Consider the following 20,443-nt stretch of genomic DNA (forward strand, 5'->3'; position numbering starts at 1 on the left):
CGGCGATGGGAAGCCGCTGCGAGAGATCGCCTTTCATGATGCCGCTGCTCGAACGGTTGATCGCGTCGACGCGGGCGAGCATGTTGCGGCTCATGAAGAGACCGCCGGCAAGGCCGAGCGCGACCGTGAGCCCGATCGCCCAGACGAGCGCGCTCGTGATCAGCGTTTCGATGATGCGCCGCTCCTGTACGTCGCGGCCGACCAGGAGATAGAAGCCCTCCGGCAGTACGAAGGCACGGGCGCGGGCCGCCTTGACCTCGGTGCCGTCGAGCACCTTGCGGTTGTAGAAGAAGTCCATCCAGCCGTCGGGGCCGGGCGTCGCCGCCGGCTTCTGATCGAGATTGCCGGCAAGCGCCCGGCCGGCCGGATCGATGACGAGATAGAGCCCCTGCCCCGGATCGCGCGACCGCTGGATGACGGTGTGGACGAGAAGCGGCAGCCCGCCTTGCGCATATTGCTCGGCAAGGCCGGTGATTTCCGCCTGCACGGCCTCGTCGGTCTGGCGGACGAGAAAGCCCGCCGTGTTCCAGTAGACATAGGCAAGCAGCGTGACGGCGGACGCGACGAAGAGTGCGAGATAAAGAACCGCGAGCCGGAAGGTCGACGTCTTGAGGAGATTAATCAGCCGCGCGTAGCGAATAGCCGGCTCCCCGAATGGTATGCAGCAAGGGCTGCTTGAAATTCTTGTCGATCTTCGCCCGAAGCCGCGAGATGTGGACGTCGATCACGTTGGTCTGCGGGTCGAAATGATATTCCCAGACATTCTCCAGCAGCATCGTGCGCGTCACCACCTGATCGGCATGCTTCATCAGATATTCGAGCAGCCGGAATTCGCGCGGCTGAAGGTCGATCTCCTGCCCGGCGCGCATCACCTTGCGCGCGAGCAAATCGACCTCGAGATCGCTGACCTGCAATCGGGTACGAACCTGATCCGGATTGGAGCGCCGCACCAGCACCTCGATGCGGGCGAGAAGCTCCGCGAAGGCGTAGGGCTTGGTCAGATAATCGTCGCCGCCGGCCTTGAGGCCCTGAATGCGATCGTCGACCTCGCCGAGCGCGGAGAGAATGAGCACCGGCGTCGATATCTTTTCGGCTCGCAATGCGGCGACGACGCCAAGCCCGTCGCGCTTGGGCAGCATCCGGTCGACGATCATCACGTCATAGGGGCTGGAAAGGCCGAGCGTCAGCCCCTCTTCGCCATCGGCCGCATGATCGACGATATGTCCGCTCTCGCGCAGACCCCTGACCAGATAGGCCGCCGCTTCGAGATCGTCTTCGATAACCAGTACACGCATGGACGTCACGCCTCTGTTGCGCATCTGTGCGGGGAGCGGCGGCGCCGGACTTCGCCCGGCGCCGCCGACCGCGTTACGCCTTGTTGACCGTCAGCGCGACGAAGCGCTGCTGATCCTGACTGCGCAGGAGAAGCAGAACGGACTGCTTGTCCGCCTTCTTCGCCTGCTTGACGCCTTCGACCACGTCGGCCGGCGTCTTCACATCCTTGCCGGAAATCTTGACGATGACGTCGCCGGCCTGAATGCCCTTCTCCGCCGCCTCGCTGTTCGGATCGACACTCTGCACGACGACGCCGTCGTCGCTCTGCGACAAAGCGAGACCGAGGCTCTGCGTCGTGCCTTCCGCGCTCGGCGCGCTGTCGTCCGCGGAGGCGGCTTCGAGCTTCTCCGGGAAGACGGCGATGGCGACGCTGATCGGCTTTTCCTTGCCGTCGCGCCACAGCACCACGGAAGCGTTCGTGCCGGGACGAAGATCGGCGACCGAGCGGCTGACGTCGCGGACGTCGTTCATGGTCTTGCCGTTAAGCTTCACGATCACGTCGCCGGCCTGGATGCCGGCCTTGGCCGCCGGGCTCGCCGGCGTCACCTCGGCGACGAGAGCGCCCTTCGGCTTGTCGAGCGAGAGGCTCGCCGCGAGATCGGGATCGACCGGCTGGATGCTGACGCCGAGCCAGCCGCGCGTCACCTTGCCATGCTCGCGAAGTTCCGAGATGACATGGGCAGCGATGTTCGACGGGATCGCGAAGCCGATGCCGACGCTGCCGCCGGTCGGCGAATAGATCGCCGTATTCACGCCGACGACCGCGCCATGGATGTCGAAGGTCGGTCCGCCGGAATTGCCGCGATTGATCGAGGCGTCGATCTGGAGGAAGTCGTCATAGGGACCGGCGCCGATTTCGCGGCCGCGCGCCGAGACGATGCCGCTCGTCACCGTGCCGCCAAGACCGAAGGGATTGCCGACGGCGAGCACCCAGTCGCCGACGCGGAGCTTGTCGCTGTCGCCGAACGCCACATAAGGCATCGGCTTGGGCGCCGTGACCTTCAGCAGCGCGAGATCGGTCTTCTGGTCGCGGCCGACGAGCTTCGCCTTCAGTTCGGAACTGTCGTTGAGCACGACGGTGATGTCCTTGCCGCCCTGCACGACGTGATTGTTGGTCACGACATAGCCGTCGGCGGTGATGAAGAAGCCGGAGCCCTGCGCCATCGCCTTGCGCTTCAGCGGCTTGCCGTCCGGGCCCTTGGGCTGAAGCTGCTTGAAGAATTTCTCGAAGGGACTGCCGGGCGGGAACGGCAGATCGGGCATGTTGGCGTCGCCCACCGTCTCTTCCTCGACGACCTTGATGCTGACCACGGCCGGCGACACCTTCTCGACGAGATCGGCGAAGCTCGGCAGCGTGGAGAGTTCGGTCCGCTGCTGCGTGGGCGCGTTGAGCGGCGCCGTTTCCGCAAAAGCCGGAGCCGTCCACGCGCCAAAACCGATGGCACCGCCAATAATACCGGCTGTCGCGAGCGCCGCGGCCACGCGCAAGGGTCTTAGCGTCGAAAACCCGTGTCGCGGAGCGCTGTTCGTCATGTCGTGAACTCCTGTGGCTGAACCTGCCGCCTGGGCGGCGTTTCACTGAAAATCCGGTCGGGGTATCGGAGAGGAACCCTGCCCTCAGACAATCGGGCACGGCACCTTACCAATTCATGTCCAAAACATTACATATGGATAAGGCGTAATGATGGCGAAAATGCCGGTCGCCGGAGTTTGCGTCGCAAACATGGGCTCCCTCTCCGGCCTTTCGACGCCGGAAGGGCCCTATTCCGTCCGGCCGAGCAGCCTGTCGATACGCGCCTGTTCTTGCGGGTCGAGCGCGGGAGCGACGCCCGCCCGGCCGCGCCGGAAAACCAGGATGGCAATGCCCGCCCCCGCCAGCAGCACAACCAAGGGCCCGAACCAGAGAAGCCAGGTCGCAGGCTCGAAGGGCGGGCGCAGCAGCACGAACTGGCCGTAGCGGGCGACAATATAGTCGACGACCTCTTCGTCGCTGTCTCCGGCGACGAGCCGCTCGCGGACGATCCGGCGCAGGTCCCGCGCGAGATCGGCGTTGGAATCGTCGATCGACTGGTTCTGGCAGACGAGGCAACGCAGTTCTTTCGAAATCTCCCGCGCGCGGCCTTCGAGGATGGGATCCTTCAACTGCTCGCTCGGCTCGACCGCCAGCGCCGCGCCGGCCACGAACAGGAACATCAGCGAGAGGATCAACGCCCGCATGGTCATTCCGCCGGCTGCGCGGCAAGCCGCGTCCGCCTCTTCGACGGCGCGCCGACCCGGTAGCGCCGGTCCATCAGCGAAACGACGCCACCGAAAGTCATGATGACGGCGCCGGCCCAGATCCAGGGCGCAAGGCTATTTTCATAGGCCCTGAGCGTCCAGGCCCCCTGCCCATTGTCGTCGCCGATGACGAGATAGAGATCGGAGAAACCCGTCGTGCGGATCGCCGCCTCGGTCTTCTCCTGCCGCTCGACCGGGAAGCGCCGCTTCTCCGGCAGCATCAACGCAACTTCGCGCCCGTCGCGCGTCACGCGGATGACGCCGACCAGCGCCTCGTAATTGGGGCCCTGCCGCATGCCGACCTGTTCGAGCGTCAACGTGTAACCGGCAAGCTCCGCGCTCTCGCCGACCTTCAGCGCCGTCACCAGCTCCTGCCGCCAGGCCGTCATGCCGACGATGCCGGCGACGACGATGCCGAGCCCGCCATGCGCCAGCGCCATGCCCCACGACGCGCGGGGAAGGCGCCGCGCCCGGCGGAAGCTTTCGGCAAGCGGCACGGAGAAGAGCCCGATGCGCCAGGCAAGTTCGAAGAAGGCGCCGGCGACGAGCCATGTCGCGAGCCCCATGCCGAGCGCGGCGAGCCATGGTCCCCGCGTCTGCACGGCGAGCACGACGAGCGTGACGACGACGGCCGCGAAGGCCGCGCCCATCAGCCGCTCCGTCGCCGCGACGAGATCGGAGCGCTTCCATTTGAGCAGCGGCCCGAGCGGCACGAGGCAGAAAAGCGGCACCATCAGCGGCACGAAGGTGAGATTGAAGAAGGGCGGCCCGACCGTGATCTTCGGCCCGCCGATCGCATCGAGGAAGAGCGGATAGAGCGTGCCGATGAAGACGGCCGCGGTCGCCGCCGCGAGCAGCAAATTGTTCAGCACCAGCGCACCTTCGCGGCTCAGCGGCGCAAACAGGCCCTCCGCCTTCAGCACCGGCGCGCGCCAGCCGTAAAGCGCCAGCGCACCGCCGATGAAGAAAACGAGAATGCAGAGGATGACGACGCCGCGCGACGGATCGGTTGCGAAGGCATGGACGGAATTGAGGACGCCCGAACGCACCAGGAACGTACCGACGAGCGACAGCGAGAAGGCGAAGATCGCGAGCAGGATCGTCCAGCTTTTGAGTGCGCCGCGCTTCTCCGCGACAATGGCCGAATGCAGCAGCGCCGTCGCGACGAGCCAGGGCATCAGCGAGGCATTCTCGACCGGGTCCCAGAACCAGAAGCCGCCCCACCCCAGCGTGTAATAGGCCCACCACGAGCCCATCGCGATGCCGACGGTGAGTGCGGTCCAGGCGCCGAGCGTCCAGGGCCGCACCCAGCGCGCCCAGCTTGCATCGACGCGGCCTTCGATCAGCGCGGCGATGGCGAAGGAGAAGGCCATCGAAAGCCCGACATAGCCCGCATAGAGAAACGGCGGATGGAAGGCGAGCGCCGGATCCTGCAGCAGCGGATTGAGCCCGTTGCCCTCGAAGGGCGCCGGGTCGAGCCGTGCGAAGGGATTGGAGGTGAAGAGAATGAAGCCGAGGAAAGCGACGCCGATGGAGGCCTGCACGGCGAGCACGCGCGCGCGAAGACCGTCCGGCAGATTGCGTCCGAAGAGGGCGACCAGCGCGCCGTAGAGCGCGAGGATCAGCACCCAGAGAACCATCGAGCCTTCATGGTTGCCCCAGACGCCGGAGATTTTGTAGATGAGCGGCTTCGTCGAATGCGAATTCTCGGCGACGACCTTCACCGAAAAATCCGACGTGAGATAGGCAAAGAGCAGCACGCAGAAGGCAATGCCGATCAGCACGAATTGCGTGAGCGCCGCCGGCGCCGCGATCGCCATCATCCCCGCGTCGCGGCGATGCGCGCCGACCATCGGCACGACCATCTGCACCAGCGCGACGGCGAGGGCGAGGACCAGCGCGAAATGGCCGAGTTCGACGATCATCGGCTCACCGGCTTTGCTGCGCCGTCCTTCATCTGGCCTTCTTCCCAGCGTCCCGATTTCTTGAGCGCCTCGGCAACTTCGGGCGGCATGTATTTCTCGTCATGCTTGGCGAGCACGGAGTCCGCGACGAAGACGCCGTCGGGGCCGATCGTGCCTTCGGCGACGACGCCCTGTCCCTCGCGGAAGAGATCGGGAACGAGCCCGGTATAGCTCACCGTGACGGTCTTCTGGAGATCCGTCACCACGAATTTGATCGTCGCCGGTCCGGTGTGCTGGACGGACCCCTGTTCGACCAGCCCGCCGAGACGGAACCGCGTGCCGGGCCCGATGCCCTTCTCCGCAATTTCCGTGGGGCTATAGAAAAAGACGATGTTGTCGCGCATGGCGAAAAGCACGAGCGCAACGGCAATCCCGAGAATGCCGAGGCCAAGAGCAATGAACCCGGCGCGGCGCTGTTTGCGCGTCATTCTTTTTCGATCCCAGTTTTCGCGACGCCAGAGGTATAGCCGAATAACGAGCGGTTCTTAACTGCAATTTGGTCGCGGGGAGAATGCGGGTTCCCTCCCCACCCTTCGGCGTCACCCCGGGCTTGTCCCGGGGCCCAGGGGCGGCACGCTCCGAATTCGCGGCCCTTCTGGGTCCCGGCACAAGGTCGGGATGACAGCACGATGTGATGCCCCTTACACCCCCAGCATCGTCCGCGTCGCGGGGCCCGCGATGCCGTCGGCGACGATGCCGTATTCCTGCTGGAACGATTTCAGCACGCGGTCGAGCCCCTCGTCGAAGACGCCGTCGCGATTGACGACATAACCTTCTTTCGCCAGCGCCTCCTGCAACGCGCGGACGTCGTTCCCGGTCATGGGCGGCTTCGTCAGATGGAGGTTGCGCGTCGCCGCGTCGCTCGCCGAAACGACGACCGGCGCGCGGCAGGACAGCGCTGCCTGATCGACCGTGACGCCGCAAACGCTCAAGGGAATGCCGAGCGACCAGTTGCCCGCCTTGATGAGCCCGTTGAAGGCGTCCATCCGGTAGACGGTGCGCTGCAACAGGCTGTTGGGGTGCGTCGCGAGCCATTTGCGCCGCTCGCCGACATAGGCCGAGATCCATGCTTTCTCGCCCGCCTTCGCCGGCTCACCATGCGCCTTCACCGTCCGGTCGCGCAGCGCGCCCCATGAGCCGTGAATGAGGCTGTCATAGACCACCGCATGCCCAAGCGCGGTCGAAAAGCCGAGCGTCGCGCAGGTCTTCGCCGCCGGCGTCCAGTAGACGCGGTCGAAGAAGCCATCCTGCGCGTCCTGCATGACGGGGTCGCCGCCCGCTTCCTTCAGCGCCGCGCGAAAGGCCTGATCGCGGTCGAGGCTGAGATCGATGTCGGCGAGCCGCTGCAGATAGGGTTTCAGCGCCCGCGCGCAGGCCGCGTTCGGCATCGCGCAATAGGCCTTGATGAGAAGGTAAAGATTGCCGCTGGCGAGCGTCGTCTGCGAGCGGCCATAGGTCAGATGCCCCGGATCGCCGGTGAGCAGCGTCACCCGCCCGTAATCGCCGAGCGTGTGGCCCGTTTCGAAGACATTGACGATGGCCTGCGCGGCCTGTTTCTGGAGTTCCGAGAGCATGGCGTCCCCTTTGCGTGATTCCCGGTACGGATCATAAGGGGACGAAGCGGAGCGGGGATAAGTTTAGGGAAGCGTTTTTTTCGCCTCGTCGAGCCGCGAAAGCGCCGCCTTGTCGCTCGCGAAGACCGTCCTCGCCCGGCCGAGCGCGGCCTCGGCTTCGGTCTTTTTCCCGAGAACGCCATAGGCGCGGATAAGCCGCAGCCAGCCGTCGATGTCGTTCGGCGCCTTGTCGAGCCGGGCGGCGAGCCCGCCGACCATGCCCTCGATCATCTTCTGCCGCGCTTCCGGCGACATGTTCGCGGCCGCATTGACCTGCCCCGCGTCCGGCCCCGGCGCATTCGGGTTTTCGAGCCGGGCAAGTTCACCCTCAATGCTCGCCCGCCAGGGCGCATCGGCGGGCGCGGACGCGAGCAGCGCCTTCCAGCGGGCGGCGGCCGCGTCCTTTTTGCCGTCCTCGATCTCGGCAACACCCATATAATATTGCGCGCGCGGCTCATGCGGATCGAGCACGACCGCCTTGGCGAAATCCTCCCGCGCCGCCGGCACCACGATGCCCTTCGCCGCAAAGACCTCCGCCTCGCCCCGCGCCGCGAGCCGCAACGCCGTTTCGCCGTCGAGTTCGATGGCGCGGCTCCAGGCATCGGCGGCGTCCTGATAACGCCGCTGCCGGACATAGGCCGGTGCCAACACTTCCCAGCCGCGCAGATCCTTGGGGTCTTCTTTCAGATGTTGCTCGACCCTCAGCACCAGCGCGTCGATCGGCAGCTTTTCCACGGGCCCCGCCATGCGCGCCGCGAAAGGCTGGTCGGGCAAGCCCGGCGAGCCGAGGCCGAGATAGATGACGAGCGCCAGGGCCGGCACGGCGATCACGATCGCCATGGCGACGAAGCGGCGCGAAAGCCCTTGCCCACCCGTTGCGCCGGCCTCCTTCTCCTGCGCGTCCGCCGCCGCGAGCAGCCGCCGCGACACCTCGACCCGCGCCGCCTCGGCCTCCGCCGGCTCGATCGCACCGCGTTCGAGATCGCGCTCCACCTCGGCAAGCTGGTCGCGGTAAAGCGCGATTTCCCGCCCGTCCGCGCCCGCCGCCCGCCGGCGCCCGAGCGGACGCAGGACGGCGACAATGACGCCCGCGGTCATCGCGGCGAAAACGAGCCAGAGAAGCAGATCTGAAACGGCTGGAGACAAGAAGGGCTCTCTTCGGGGAGCTGGAATGATCGGTCCACTTGTATAGAGGTTTGGGCTCCGGGCGGAAAGCGGCTCCCTGCCGCAGGCCTGCCGGCTCTGGCCGAGGCTGGCGCCCTCGCGGCTGACGGCTTTGTGACTTTCGCAAAGTCTTGCGGCCCCCTAGTCTGCGCCAAAATCGAAACGGGAGGCGCGGGTGCTGAAAATCGTCAAGACGGGTGCATTGGCTCTGGCAGGGCTCGTGCTCCTCGCCGTCGCGGGCGTTCTGGTCCGCAGTGTCCTCGAAGCCCCGGCGCCCTTCGATCCGAAACCGCTCATCGCCGAAGCCGCCCGTTACGACGTCCGCATCAGGCGCGACGAATGGGGCGTGCCGCACATTCAGGGCGCCCGCGACGCCGACGTCGCCTTCGGTTTCGGCTTCGCCCATGCGGAAGACGACTACCGCACGATCGAGGAAACCGCCATCGCGGTGCGCGGCAAGCTCGCCTCGGTGAAGGGCAAGGATGCCGCCGTCACCGACTATCTCGTCCATTTGCTGCGCGTCTGGGAAAATGTCGACGCGCGCTACGAGACGGAGCTCTCGCCCGGCGTGCGCAAGGTCGTCGAGGCCTATGCGGCGGGCGTCAATTATTACGCGGCGCTCCATCCCGACAAGGTGACGCCCGGCTTCCTGCCGCTGACCGGCAAGGACGTCGTCGCCGGCTTCGTCTTCAAGACACCCTTCTTCTACGGCCTCGACAAACAGCTCACCGCGCTGTCGAAAGCCGGCAAGGGCGGCCTCTCCAAGGATGGCAAGACGGCCTTCCTGCCGACCATGTCGCCGCTGCCCGTCGGCTCGAACGGCGTCGCTATCGGCCCGGCGCGTTCAGCCGATCACGCGACGCGCCTCCTCGTCAATTCGCACCAGCCCTATACGGGGCCCGTCGCCTGGTATGAAGCCGTGCTGCACAGCGGCGAAGGCTGGGATGTCGCCGGCGGCTTCTTCCCCGGTTCGCCCTTCATGCTGCATGGCCACAATCGCACGCTCGGCTGGGCGAACACCGTGAACGAGCCCGACCTCGCCGACATCTACGAATTGAAGATCAACCCGTCGAACGAAAACCAGTACATGCTCGACGGCAAATGGAAGGATTTCGAGAAGTCGGAAGCGACGATCCGCGTCAAGCTATGGGGCCCCTTCTGGTGGACCGTGACGCGCGAGGTTCTCTGGTCGGCGCAGGGTCCGGTGCTGAAGACCGACGCCGGCGCCTTCGCCATCCGCTATGCGGGCATGAACGAAATCCGCCAGGTCGAGCAGTATTACAAGCTGGACAAGGCGCGGAACCTCGCCGAATGGCGCGATGCGCTGAAACTGCAGGCGCTGCCGAGCATCAACTACGTCTATGCGGATGCTCAGGGCAACATCGCCTATGTCTATAACGGCCTCTTCCCCGACCGGAAGCCCGGCCTCGACTGGAAGGGCACGCTGCCCGGCGATCGCTCGGACCTGATCTGGAAGAACTATGTTCCGTTCGACAAGGTGCCCCAGCTCCTCAACCCGCGTTCGGGCTACGTCTTCAATTCGAACAACACCCCCTTCCGCGCGACCGCACCTGCCGACAATCTGAAGCCGGAAGATTTTCCGGCGACGATGGGCATCCAGTCGAACATGACGAACCGCGCGTTGCGCGCCGAGGAAACCTTCGGCGCCGACACGTCGATCACGCGCGAGAAATTCCGCGCCTACAAATTCGACATCGCCTATAGCGAGCGCTCCGAACTCGCGCAGATGATCGCCGACGTGACGGCCGTCAATCCCGGCAAGGACGTCGATCTCAAGGCCGCCCAGACGATCCTCAAGGATTGGGATCGCCGCACGAACGTGGAAAGCCGTGGCGCCGCGCTCGCGGTTCTGATGGGGGCCCCCGTCGTCGTCGCGGAGATCAAGGGCGAAACGCCGCCCAAACCCATCGACACGCTGCATGCGGCGATCAAGACCCTGAAGGAGCATTTCGGCCGCCTCGATCCGGCATGGGGCGAGGTCAACCGCTTCCGCCGCGGCAAGGTCGATCTCGCCATCGACGGCGGACCGGACACCTTCCGCGCCGTCTATGGCGAACCGCAGAAGAACGGCACGCTGACGGCCGTCGCCGGCGACACCTTCATCATGTTCGTCGAATGGGACGAGCACGGGAAGCTCCGCTCCGAGAGCATCCACCAGTTCGGCAGCGCGACGCTCGACGAAAGCTCGCCGCATTACGCCGACCAGGCACCGCTCTTCGTACAGATGAAAACCAAGCCCGTACTCTTCGAGGAGAGCGATCTGACCGGCCACGTCGTCGAGGACTACAAGCCCGGCGCGCGGGCCGGGAAATAACTGTCGTCCCTCTACACTCGCACCAACCGCTCCATGTCGCAGCCACATGAAGCCGATTTAATTTTCGCGCGCTTGACGCAAGCGGCGTCCGATCGTCTGATGAGTGTGCTTCACGGGTGTTGGCATCGTCGGGAACGCGCCACCTCGGATCCGCTCGCGATGCCTCCTCGAGCGAGCGGCGCGTTCCCGGCGATCGCTATCAGGCAAACCGCTGACGCGCCGAGAGCGCGAGGCCGGTCGCGACCGATGTGAGTTCTCCGCCGCCTGCGAGCTTTCCCGCCCCGAACCGCTTCGCGAACAAGTCCCGCACCGCCGGAATGAAGGACGAGCCGCCGGTCAGGAACACGCGGTCGATCTTCTCCGGCGCGATTCCCGACGTCTCCATCAGCCGGTCGACGCAATCGCCGATCTCCTTCAGCTCGGGCGCAATCCAGCGGTCGAAATCGTGGCGTGCAATCTCCGCCTCGATGTCGATGGGCGCGACCTTGAAGCTCAGATGCGCTTTCGGTGCGCCGGACAGCGCTACCTTCGCCGCCTCCACCGCGCGGTACATCTCGAAACCCTTGTTCTCGGCAATGAGATGCAGAAGCGCCGCGATTTCGGCGGGCGCGTCGGACACCGGCTCGATTTCCTCGAGCATCCGCCGCGTCTTGTAGGTGTTGACGAAGCTCAACTGGTGCCAGCGCTTGAGGCTGTCATAGAGCCAGGCCGGCATCGGCAGCACCTTGTCGCCGGTGCTCCGGTAGGAAGCGCCGCGCCCGAGCCTCGGCGCGATGACGTTCTCGACGATGCGCGCGTCGAAAGCGTCGCCCGCGAGCCCGACGCCCGAAACGCCGATGATCGTTTCGGCGCGGTTCTTCACCGACTTCATGCCTGGCCCGACATGGAGCAGACAGAAATCGCTGGTGCCGCCGCCGAAATCGCCGATCAGCACCAGTTCGTCATGGTTGAGCCCCGCCTCATAGGCATAAGCCGCCGCCACCGGCTCGAACTCGAAATGCACATCGGCGAGGCCCGCGCCCTTCAACGCCGCCATGAGCCGTGCCACCGCGAAATCGTCGGCACCCTCCTGCGCCTGGCCGAGGCTGTTGCGCACGAAGCGGGCCGGCCGGCCGACGACCACGGGCGATCTCCTGAACCGCTCGATGAGGTCGCCCGCATAAGGCGTCGCGTCGATCAGGCGCGCGACGACGAAGCCGATCAGGTTCTCGAGCGTATAGCGGCTGTTGTAGATGCTGGTCGAGGTGAAGTCGGGATTGGCGAGATAGGACTTGATCGACTGGATGAGACGCCCTTCCGCCCCCGGCTCGAGATAGGCGTCGATGGCCGCCGGCCCCGCATAGGCGAGCGGCCGTCCGTTCGCGTCGCGCTCCTCGCCGTCGAAATAGAGAATGGAGCGGAATGTCGAAAGCTCCCCGCCCTCATGAAGGATCGGCACGAGCCGCGACGGTCCTTGCGCATCCGCCAGCGCCAGCGCGCTGTTGGTCGTGCCGAAATCGAGGCCGATAAACATGGGGAATACCTCGCGCATCCGTCTGACCGGCGGATGTCGCCCGGCGGCCACGGCAATGCAGAATGGGGACGATGTCTCGAAAGGGCGGCGTTTTTAGCCGAGCGCCGGCTGCCTGTCCAGCCTCGATCGCTCAGCCCGCGAGATTATGCGCCTGGTAGGAGACGAGGCGCGAGGCCGGCAGATCGACATAGACGGTCGTGCCCTCGCCCGGCGCGCTTTCGATCATCAGCATGCCGCCGTGAAGCTCCGTCAGGTGCTTGGCGAGCGGCAGCCCGAGCCCCGTGCCCTCATGTGTCCGCGAAAGCGTGCCGTCGATCTGGGTGAAGGGCGCGAGCGCCTTCGGGATGTCGGCTTCGGCGATGCCGATGCCCCGGTCGATGACCGCGATCCGGAGCCTTCCGGGCTGGACCGTCGCCTCGACGCGCACGGTGCTGCCGTCGGCGCTGAATTTCACGGCATTTGAGATCAGGTTGATGAGGATCTGCTTCAGCGCCCGCTCGTCGGCCTTCAGCGACAGCGAGGGCTTGGGCATCGCCACGTCGATCGAGATCGCCGCCTGCTGCGCGCGGTGGCGCACAATGCGGCAGGCCGAGGCGACGATGGCGTCGAGATCGGCTTCGTCCTCGTGGAGCTTGAAGTGGCCGGCCTCGATCTTCGAAAGATCGAGAATGTCGTTGATGAGATTGAGGAGATGCACGCCGCTGTCGTGAATGTCCTCGGCATATTCGCGGTAGCGCGGATTGCCAACGGGCCCGAACAGCTCGCGCTCCAGTGCCTCCGAAAAGCCGATGATGGCGTTGAGCGGCGTCCTGAGTTCGTGACTCATATTGGCGAGGAACTCGGATTTCGAGCGGCTGGCCTCGGTCGCCTGGTCGCGCGCCTCGCGCAGCGCCTCCGCCTCCTTGCGCCGCGCGGTCACGTCCTGGAGACCGACGAGAAGCACCGCCTGCCCCTGGAAGCGCACCAGCGCCGCCGTGATATGCGCCCAGATGACCGTTCCCTCGCCGCCGAGAAGACGGACTTCCACGGGACCGGACGGACGCCGCCCCGCCGCCGTCTCGACCAGACGGCGTTTCATCTCGTCGTCGACGAAGAATTTTCGCGCGTCGATCTTCGTGGCTTCCTCGCCGTTCAACCCGAAGAGTTCGAGAGCGGCGTTGTTTGCCTGGATGATGCGATAGCTCGCCGGATCGATCAGCACCAGCGACAAAGGCGCAGCGACGAAGATGCTCTGGAAGCTCTCTTCGGTCGCGCGGACGGCACGCTGCGCCTCCTTCCGGAATTCCATCTCGCGCGTCAGTTGCTCGTTCAGCTCCTGTTGCTGCGCAAGCGTCAGGAAGCCGACGCGACGCATCCGGTTCATCACGCGCACCGACTGGGCACCGACGACATTGACGATTGCGAGAAGCGCCATCGTCGTCACCAGCGATTGAACCGTCATGTCGGGATAGGTCGCAAGCGCGGCGACGACGGCGATGGTGAAGCTCGCCGATAGAATGACGTTGTAGAGAAGCCGGTTCGGCGTTCCGAAATAGAAGGCGGCCAGAAAGATCACCGTTCCGAGCGCATGATCTCCGGCCGTCATGCCGCCGAAGCCGACGAGCAGCAGGAAGACGAAGACGATATGAGCCTGAACGCAGGTGACGGCCAGAAAGAAAGCCTCGCTGTGCTCGACCGCCGCGAAGAACCTGACGGGCACGCGCGCGATCAGGATCGCCGCGATACGCCCGGCGAGCAGAACGGCGAACTGCCAGGACGGCCCGAAAATGTAGTAGTCGATGAAGCTCCAGGCGGAGAAGAGGATGACGCCGATCTGGATCGCCTGCATCCTTTCGACCGTCTCATGCCAGGTCGCGCCTCGAAACCGCGCTTCGAGCGCGACGTCGGCGAACTCGCCGCTCCAGCGGTAGGCCCTCTCGACGGCGGGCATGGCGCGGCCGCCCGGCATCTCCGAGCCCGGCTTGTCCGTGATACGCCCATCCGCCAAATTAGACACGCAGCCTCCTGTCGGCGGACAGCGCCGCCCACCGTAGATAACGACACTAGGAGCAAACCCTAAACAAATAGCGAAATTTCAATTTCGTCGATCTTTCGCAAGAGCCCGCCGACCCCTATCGTGCGCCGCAAAAGGCCGGCCCGCCGGCGGGACGCCAAGACCTGGGAGATCGAAACGATGATTGCCGAACAATCGAAGACAAGCGGGATTCTGGCGGGATTGAGGGTTCTCGATTTCGGCCGCTATATCGCCGGCCCTTATTGCGCGGCGCTGCTCGGCGATCTCGGTGCCGAAGTGATCCGCATCGAAAAGCGCGAAGGCAGCGAGGATCGCTTCGTCCAGCCGATCGTTCCGGGCGCCGCCGCCGGCGAAGGCGGCGAAGGCGCGATGTTCCTGCAGATGAATCGCAACAAGCGCGGCCTCACCCTCGATCCGATGACAGAGACCGGCCGCGGCATCGTCAGACGCCTCGTCAGGACCGCCGACGTCGTCGTCGCCAACCTCCCGCCGTCGACGCTCGCCGCCATGGGTCTCGATTACGAAAGCCTCGTCGCGGAGAAACCCGACATCATTCTCACCACCGTCTCCGCCTTCGGGCATGGCGGACCCTACAGCGAACGTACCGGCTTCGACGGCGTCGCCCAGTCGATGGTCGGCGCGGCCTATCTCACGGGGCACCCGGACGAACCGGTGAAGAGCTACGCCCCCTGGGTCGATTTCGGCACGGCCTCGCTCGCCGCCTTCGGCACGATGGCGGCACTGATGGAGCGCGCGCGCTCCGGTAAGGGCCAGGTCGTCGAGGGCGCCCTGCTCTCGACCGCGCTTGCCTATTTCAACTTTCACCTGATCGAACAGGATCTTCGCAAGATCGACCGCGTCGCCATCGGCAACAAGAGTCCCTATGCCGGTCCCGCCGATATCGTGCGCACGAAGGACGGCTGGATTCTGGTGCAGGTGATCGGCGCGCCGCTCTTCAAGCGCTGGGCAAAACTGATGGGCGAGGATCATTGGCTCACCGACCCGCGCTTCAGCGACGACAGCAAACGCGGCGACCACGGCGCGATCCTCTCGGAACGCACCTCTGAATGGGCGGCGCAATATGCGACCGACGAGGCACTGGCCCTCCTCGAAAAGGCGCGCATCCCGGCCGGCCCGGTCCTCTCGCCGCAACAGGCGCTCGACGACCCGCATATCGCCGCGATGCATTACCTGCAGCCGCTCCCCTTCCCCGGCTTGCCGAAACCTGCACCGGTGATGGAAACACCCGTTCGTCTCTCGCGCACGCCCGGCAGCCTGCGCGAGCGCGCGCCGCTGCTCGGCGAGCACACCGACACGATCCTCGCCGAGCTCGGCTACTCGTCCGCCGAAATCGCCGCCTTCCGCGCCGAAGGCATTGTCTGACGTCCCCGAAGGAACTCTCCGATGTCGAATATTTTCGCGAGCTTCCCCCGCTTTCCGCTCGCCCATCTGCCGACCCCTCTCGCCGAGATGAAGCGCCTGCGTGCCGCCCTCGAAGCCGAAGGCGTCGCCACTCCACACCTCTTCGTCAAGCGCGACGACTGCACCGGCCTCGCCGGCGGCGGCAACAAAACCCGCAAGCTGGAATTCCTGATCGGCGAGGCTCTCGCGCAAGGCGCCGATACCATCGTCACCACGGGCGCGTTGCAATCGAACCATGCCCGTCAGACGGCGGCGGCCGCCGTCGCCGCGGGCCTGAAGCCCGTCCTGGTGCTGCTCGACATGGTGCCTTACAGGGGCAGCACCTATAAGCGCTCCGGAAACCGCCTGCTCGACGATCTTCTCGGGGCGGATGTTCGTATCGTGCCGGAGGGGGCCGATCCGGCGACCTTCATCAAGACGACACTCGATGAAATCACGGCGCAGGGCGGCAAACCCTGTTTCGTGCCGACCGGCGGCTCCAACGCCGTCGGCTCGCTCGGCTATGCAGCCGCCTACTTCGAAATCGCCGACGCACTCGACGCGCTTGAGCTCACGAAGGCCCGCATCGTTCACGGTTCGTCGAGCGGCGGCACGCAAGCGGGCCTGGTTGCCGGCGCCGCGCTGCGCGGCCACGGACCCGTCGTGCATGGCGTCAACGTCTACCGCTCCGACAACCAGGCGATGGCAGAGGGCATACTGAGGCTCGCCCGCGCGACCGCGGAAAAACTCGGCGCGCCCGCGCCCGCCGACGATGCCGTCATTCTCGAGGAAGGCTTCCTCGGCGAGCGTTACGGGATGCCGACCGAAGCGATGGTCGAGGCGGTAGAGCTCGTCGCCCGCAGCGAAGGCATCCTGCTCGATCCGGTCTATACGGGCAAGGCGATGGCCGGCTTTCTGGCAATGATCCGTGCCGGTCGTTTTCCATCCGACGAAACGCTCGTCTTCCTGCATACGGGTGGCATGCCGGGCCTCTTTGCCTATGAGCAAGAATTCGTTCAGGACGCCTGAGCGACGGCCACCTGCCCGCGGCGGCGCAGGGTATCGGCGAGCGATGCCGGACCCAGCGTCTTGCGGAATCTGACGGCGATATCGAGAAACGCCCGCGCATGGGCAAGGTCGTGGCCCTTGGCGTGCCGCAACTCCTCGATCAGTCCGTCCTCATAGGCGGCGAGATAGGCCTCGACCTGCTGACCGACCGTCTTGCAATGTGCCTGCGCCCCGATCGACTCCGCCGCCGGACAGGCGCCGCGAAGAAACCGCAGGCAGGCGAGCACCTTCTCCGCGCGGGCGAGCTCCGGCGCGGCTGTCACGTCGGGCCGGCGGGGTCCGTTCTTGCCGTAGCTGCCGATCTGATGCAGCGGCAGGGCACGCGCAAGCTCGATCTCGAAGCGCGACATCTCTTCCGTGATCGCAGCCGAGAGCTTGGCGCGCGCCGCGAGGACGCGGTGCCCCCATTCGCTGCACCGGCGAATGTCGATTTCGTGGATGAACGCCTGCGAGACGTGCGCAAAGCGCATCACCATCGACAGAAGCTGATCGAGATCGGCCTGTCCGGCGCGTCGCCCATGCGCCGTGCCGGCGATCTCCTCCAGTTCTCCGATGAAAATTTCGCCGAGCTCTCCAAGCCCCGATCGGCTCACCGCCGCGTCGTTGCCGAAGCCGGCAAGCTTCCTCGCAAGGCGCAGGATCTGGCAGGGCTCGTCGAGCCGCGCGAGAACGAGGAGGGCGACATGGATCGCGCTCTCCGGTGCGGTCGCGCGCGCCTCTTCGTAGATTTCGGCAACCGCCGCGACCGTCGCCTCGTCGAAGTCGTCGATGCGCTTCGGCAGCATGTCGCGCAGGGACAGAAGGAAAGGTGCGACCTCCAGCGCCCTGGCGATTTCGGCCGCGTCCTCCACGATCGCCTCGCCGCCGAGTTCGCGTTCGATCTGGCGCCGCATCGCGCGGTCCTTCCGCGCCTCGTCGAGCGCCGAAAGAATGGCGCTGGAGCAGCTCGCATGCAGGATCGTCAGGCTCCCGGCCTGCGCGATGCCGCTCGCGCCGGACATCTTCTCGGCAAGCCGCGCTGTGATATCGGGCAGCGTGTCCGGCAACAGCTCGCTTTCGAGCCAACGCCACACCGGCGCGACCGAACCGCGGCCGATTTGCCGGACGCGGGATGAAGGGTCGCGAGTATCGACGAGCAGATCCTCGAAGGGGAGGCAGAACATCCGGATGCTGGTCGGCGTTCCCGGCCTCCGCCCGTCCCATCGCCTGAGCAGCGGACGAAGCGACGACATGATGAGATCGTAGGGAAGGCCCTTCGAACCGCGCTGCTTTTCGAGTTCGAGCCCGGCCGCAAGCTTCGCCGCCGTCCCCGGCGTCAGCCGCGACAGGAAGTCGTTCAGGCGCTCAAATATCGGCTCGGTGGGTTTCGTGACCATGGCCTGCGTCGATCCGGACCGTCGGGAAAGGCCTGAAATGCGACCTTTCCGGATTCGGCATAGGGAAGACACGAGACTAGACCGCCATGCTTAACAAACTCTTCAACGCCGCCCGCGAGACGGCAAAAAGGGCGGTGCGCAGCCATTTCGGCCGGAATTTTCGGTAGGCCGCCCCTTGGGAAGGTGCTAGGATTTTTGACCGGCGTCGTCAAACCGGCGTCGTTCCTTATTCACGACGAGGCGATCAAGGGAATATGGCTACTGGAGTTGTGAAGTGGTTCAACGCCACTAAGGGATATGGATTTATTGCGCCCGAAGGCGGCGGCAAAGACGTCTTCGTCCATATCTCGGCCGTCGAGCGGGCCGGACAGAAGGCCCTCAATGAAGGTCAGAAGATTCAATACGAGCTGGTCGAAGGTCGCAACGGCCGGTTCTCCGCGGAAAATCTGGTCCTGAGCTGACGAGATCGGATCCCCCGGGATCCCGCCCCCCGAAAGAGATCAAGGCCCTCCGGCAGCGGAGGGCCTTTCAATTTTGTCTTCTACCTCCCCTTGAGGGGAGGTCGGAAAATCCGAAGGATTTTCCGGGTGGGGTAGGCCGAGCCGAGCGAACAGGTTCAAAAGACACAATGATCCGGGCTGGCATTTTGAGCTCCGCCCACTAGCATTGCTTCCATGCTGAATCCGGTCCCGCTCTATCGCCGCCTGCGCGGCCTCGTCTGGGAGACTTCGCTCGACGGCGCGCCCTGGTGGCGCGTGCAGCTTGTCGAGGCGGGGCGGATCGCCTGGGTCGTGACGCGCGATCTCGTCGACGGCCGCCTCAATCTCCGCGCCATGAGCCTCGTCTACACGACGCTGCTCTCGATCGTGCCGGTTCTCGCCATCGGCTTCGCGGTCTTCCGCGCCTTCGGCTACGACACCTATATCGAGAGCATGCTGACGGAGTTCCTGGGCCCGCTCGGCGACCAGGGCGCCGAGATCACGAACCGCATGATGGAGTTCGTGAACCGTGTGAACACGAATGTTCTCGGTACGGTCGGCTTCGCTTTCCTGCTCTACACCGTCATTTCGATGATCGGAAAGATCGAGGAAGCCTTCAACAACATCTGGCACGTCTCGGCGAGCCGCTCGCTGGCGCGGCAGTTCACCGAGGTCCTCAGCATCGGCGTGCTGGGTCCGCTCCTCGTGCTCACCGTGCTCGGCATCATGGCCGGCGCTCTGTCCCATTCCTTTGTCGGCGGACTCGCCGAGTACGAGCCCGTCCGCTTTGCTCTCGCGCAGGTGAGCCGGGTCGTTCCATATGTGGTCCTGATCGGCACCTTCGCCTTCCTCTACATGATGATCCCCAATACCCGCGTGCGCTGGAGCGCGGCGCTGGCCGGCGCGACGGTCGCGGGCCTCGCCTGGGGCGCGACGGGCTGGGCCTTCGCCACCTTCGTCGTGAAGTCCGCGCAATATGTGGCGATCTACTCCGCCTTCGCGAGCCTCGTCGTCTTCATGATCTGGCTCTACGTGGCCTGGCTCATCCTGCTCGTCGGCTGCGCCATCGCCTTTTATTTCCAGAACCGCCACCACCTCTCGCCCGTCGTCGGCCTCGGCATCCTCAACGGACGCCAGCTCCGGCGCATGGCGGTGCAGGCGTTGCTTCTGATCCACGAAGCCTTCCACAAGGGGCAGGCCTGCTGGACCGACGACGCCCTCGCCGCCCGACTTCACCTGCCGATGGAAGCGATCCACGCCATCGAAAGCGCGCTGGAGGGCGCGGGCCTCGTCACCCGCTCGGCGGAAAGCCCGAGCCGCCTCCTGCCCAGCAGGCCCGCTTCCATGGTGAAGATCGCCGACGTGCTGGCGGCCGTGCGGCGCGGCACGGAGCGCGGCGGCATCGACGACGTGGCGCTGGCGCGCGAGCCCCGCGTCGACGGCTTCTTCGATCGCCTTGCGGAAGCCGAGGCCCGCGCGCTCGACGGCACCACCATCGCCGATCTGATGGAGAGTGCCGCGCCGCCGGTGGAGAGCAAGGCCGTCGTTAAGATTTGATTCGCGCGCGATGGGCGGTCGGCCGCCATGCATGGCCGCGGAAATTGCCCTCGATCGCGCAGCGGGCGGGACATCCTGGCGAAAAATGCGCCAATCGCGCCACTCGATGATGTGGCGACGAGAAAGTCACATACATTTTCTTGACGAGAGTCGCGACGCACTTCACGCTGAAGATCCCTGAGTTCAACAATTGAAAGGAGGTGATCCGATGTCTAACGGTTTGATGACACCGTTTGCCATTGCCAGCATTTCGATCGCGACAGAGGGTCGTGTGGCGAGGCAGGTGAGGACGGACACCCCCAGGGATCCGATCGCCTGAACTCACACAACCTTTTTCACCAAGGGGT

The 20,443-nt window shown here is 65.4% G+C and carries 15 protein-coding genes and 1 pseudogene; 5 read left to right on the forward strand and 11 right to left on the reverse strand.

Annotation, left to right across the window (positions count from 1 at the left end):
* The 8 genes and pseudogenes from VMR03_RS03990 to ccmI form a co-directional block, all read right to left on the reverse strand.
* Window positions 1–487 (reverse strand): annotated as a pseudogene (locus VMR03_RS03990) (two-component sensor histidine kinase); the annotation flags it as partial.
* Window positions 488–617: 130 nt separating this feature from the next.
* On the reverse strand, window positions 618–1,295 hold the full coding sequence (locus VMR03_RS03995) for a response regulator transcription factor (RefSeq protein WP_325402518.1): 678 nt from the start codon (window positions 1,293–1,295) through the stop codon (window positions 618–620).
* 73 nt (window positions 1,296–1,368) lie between these two features.
* Window positions 1,369–2,868, reverse strand: coding sequence for a DegQ family serine endoprotease (locus tag VMR03_RS04000; RefSeq protein WP_325402520.1), 1,500 nt, complete (start codon window positions 2,866–2,868; stop codon window positions 1,369–1,371).
* Window positions 2,869–3,096: 228 nt separating this feature from the next.
* Window positions 3,097–3,558 carry a cytochrome c-type biogenesis protein gene (locus VMR03_RS04005; protein WP_325402522.1) on the reverse strand — a complete coding sequence of 154 codons (462 nt, stop codon included), beginning with the start codon at window positions 3,556–3,558 and terminating at the stop codon, window positions 3,097–3,099.
* Window positions 3,555–5,537 (reverse strand): heme lyase CcmF/NrfE family subunit, encoded by a 1,983-nt coding sequence (locus VMR03_RS04010; protein WP_325402524.1) that lies wholly within the window; start codon window positions 5,535–5,537, stop codon window positions 3,555–3,557. The genes VMR03_RS04005 and VMR03_RS04010 overlap by 4 nt, the downstream gene beginning before the upstream one ends.
* Window positions 5,534–6,004: a cytochrome c maturation protein CcmE gene (gene ccmE / locus VMR03_RS04015; protein WP_325402526.1), complete on the reverse strand. Its 471-nt coding sequence runs from the start codon at window positions 6,002–6,004 to the stop codon at window positions 5,534–5,536. The genes VMR03_RS04010 and ccmE overlap by 4 nt, the downstream gene beginning before the upstream one ends.
* Before the next feature lie 213 nt (window positions 6,005–6,217).
* Window positions 6,218–7,150 (reverse strand): peptidoglycan-binding protein, encoded by a 933-nt coding sequence (locus VMR03_RS04020; protein WP_325402528.1) that lies wholly within the window; start codon window positions 7,148–7,150, stop codon window positions 6,218–6,220.
* Window positions 7,151–7,213: 63 nt separating this feature from the next.
* On the reverse strand, window positions 7,214–8,335 hold the full coding sequence (ccmI, locus tag VMR03_RS04025) for a c-type cytochrome biogenesis protein CcmI (RefSeq protein WP_325402530.1): 1,122 nt from the start codon (window positions 8,333–8,335) through the stop codon (window positions 7,214–7,216).
* 193 nt (window positions 8,336–8,528) lie between these two features.
* On the opposite strand from ccmI, the gene VMR03_RS04030 reads away from it, so the two are divergent.
* Window positions 8,529–10,688 (forward strand): acylase, encoded by a 2,160-nt coding sequence (locus VMR03_RS04030; RefSeq protein WP_325402532.1) that lies wholly within the window; start codon window positions 8,529–8,531, stop codon window positions 10,686–10,688.
* Between the two features lie 199 nt (window positions 10,689–10,887).
* Here the strand turns inward: VMR03_RS04030 and VMR03_RS04035 are convergent, their stop codons facing one another.
* A complete protein-coding gene (locus VMR03_RS04035; RefSeq protein WP_325402533.1) occupies window positions 10,888–12,201 on the reverse strand; it encodes an Hsp70 family protein in 1,314 nt (437 codons plus the stop codon).
* Window positions 12,202–12,331: 130 nt separating this feature from the next.
* Complete coding sequence (locus VMR03_RS04040) at window positions 12,332–14,197, reverse strand: PAS domain-containing sensor histidine kinase (protein WP_325402535.1); 1,866 nt, start codon at window positions 14,195–14,197, stop codon at window positions 12,332–12,334.
* Between the two features lie 177 nt (window positions 14,198–14,374).
* Between VMR03_RS04040 and VMR03_RS04045 the strand changes: the two genes are divergently transcribed.
* A complete protein-coding gene (locus VMR03_RS04045) occupies window positions 14,375–15,598 on the forward strand; it encodes a CoA transferase (protein WP_325402537.1) in 1,224 nt (407 codons plus the stop codon).
* Between the two features lie 21 nt (window positions 15,599–15,619).
* The gene (locus tag VMR03_RS04050) at window positions 15,620–16,645 is read left to right on the forward strand and encodes a D-cysteine desulfhydrase family protein (protein ID WP_325402539.1); all 1,026 of its coding nucleotides are present in this window, start codon (window positions 15,620–15,622) and stop codon (window positions 16,643–16,645) included.
* Here the strand turns inward: VMR03_RS04050 and VMR03_RS04055 are convergent.
* Window positions 16,633–18,060 (reverse strand): hypothetical protein, encoded by a 1,428-nt coding sequence (locus tag VMR03_RS04055; protein WP_325402541.1) that lies wholly within the window; start codon window positions 18,058–18,060, stop codon window positions 16,633–16,635. The two genes, VMR03_RS04050 and VMR03_RS04055, sit on opposite strands and share 13 nt — an antisense overlap.
* Before the next feature lie 254 nt (window positions 18,061–18,314).
* Here VMR03_RS04055 and VMR03_RS04060 point away from each other — a divergent pair, with 254 nt between their 5' ends.
* Together VMR03_RS04060 and VMR03_RS04065 are read left to right on the forward strand one after the other, a co-directional pair.
* The gene (locus tag VMR03_RS04060; RefSeq protein WP_325402543.1) at window positions 18,315–18,521 is read left to right on the forward strand and encodes a cold-shock protein; all 207 of its coding nucleotides are present in this window, start codon (window positions 18,315–18,317) and stop codon (window positions 18,519–18,521) included.
* Window positions 18,522–18,734: 213 nt separating this feature from the next.
* Window positions 18,735–20,096 carry a YhjD/YihY/BrkB family envelope integrity protein gene (locus tag VMR03_RS04065; protein WP_325402545.1) on the forward strand — a complete coding sequence of 454 codons (1,362 nt, stop codon included), beginning with the start codon at window positions 18,735–18,737 and terminating at the stop codon, window positions 20,094–20,096.
* The last annotated feature ends 347 nt before the right edge of the window (window positions 20,097–20,443 follow it).

Origin of the sequence: Parvibaculum sp. (genome assembly GCF_035511255.1) — a bacterium.
Taxonomy (GTDB): Bacteria; Pseudomonadota; Alphaproteobacteria; order Parvibaculales; family Parvibaculaceae; genus Parvibaculum.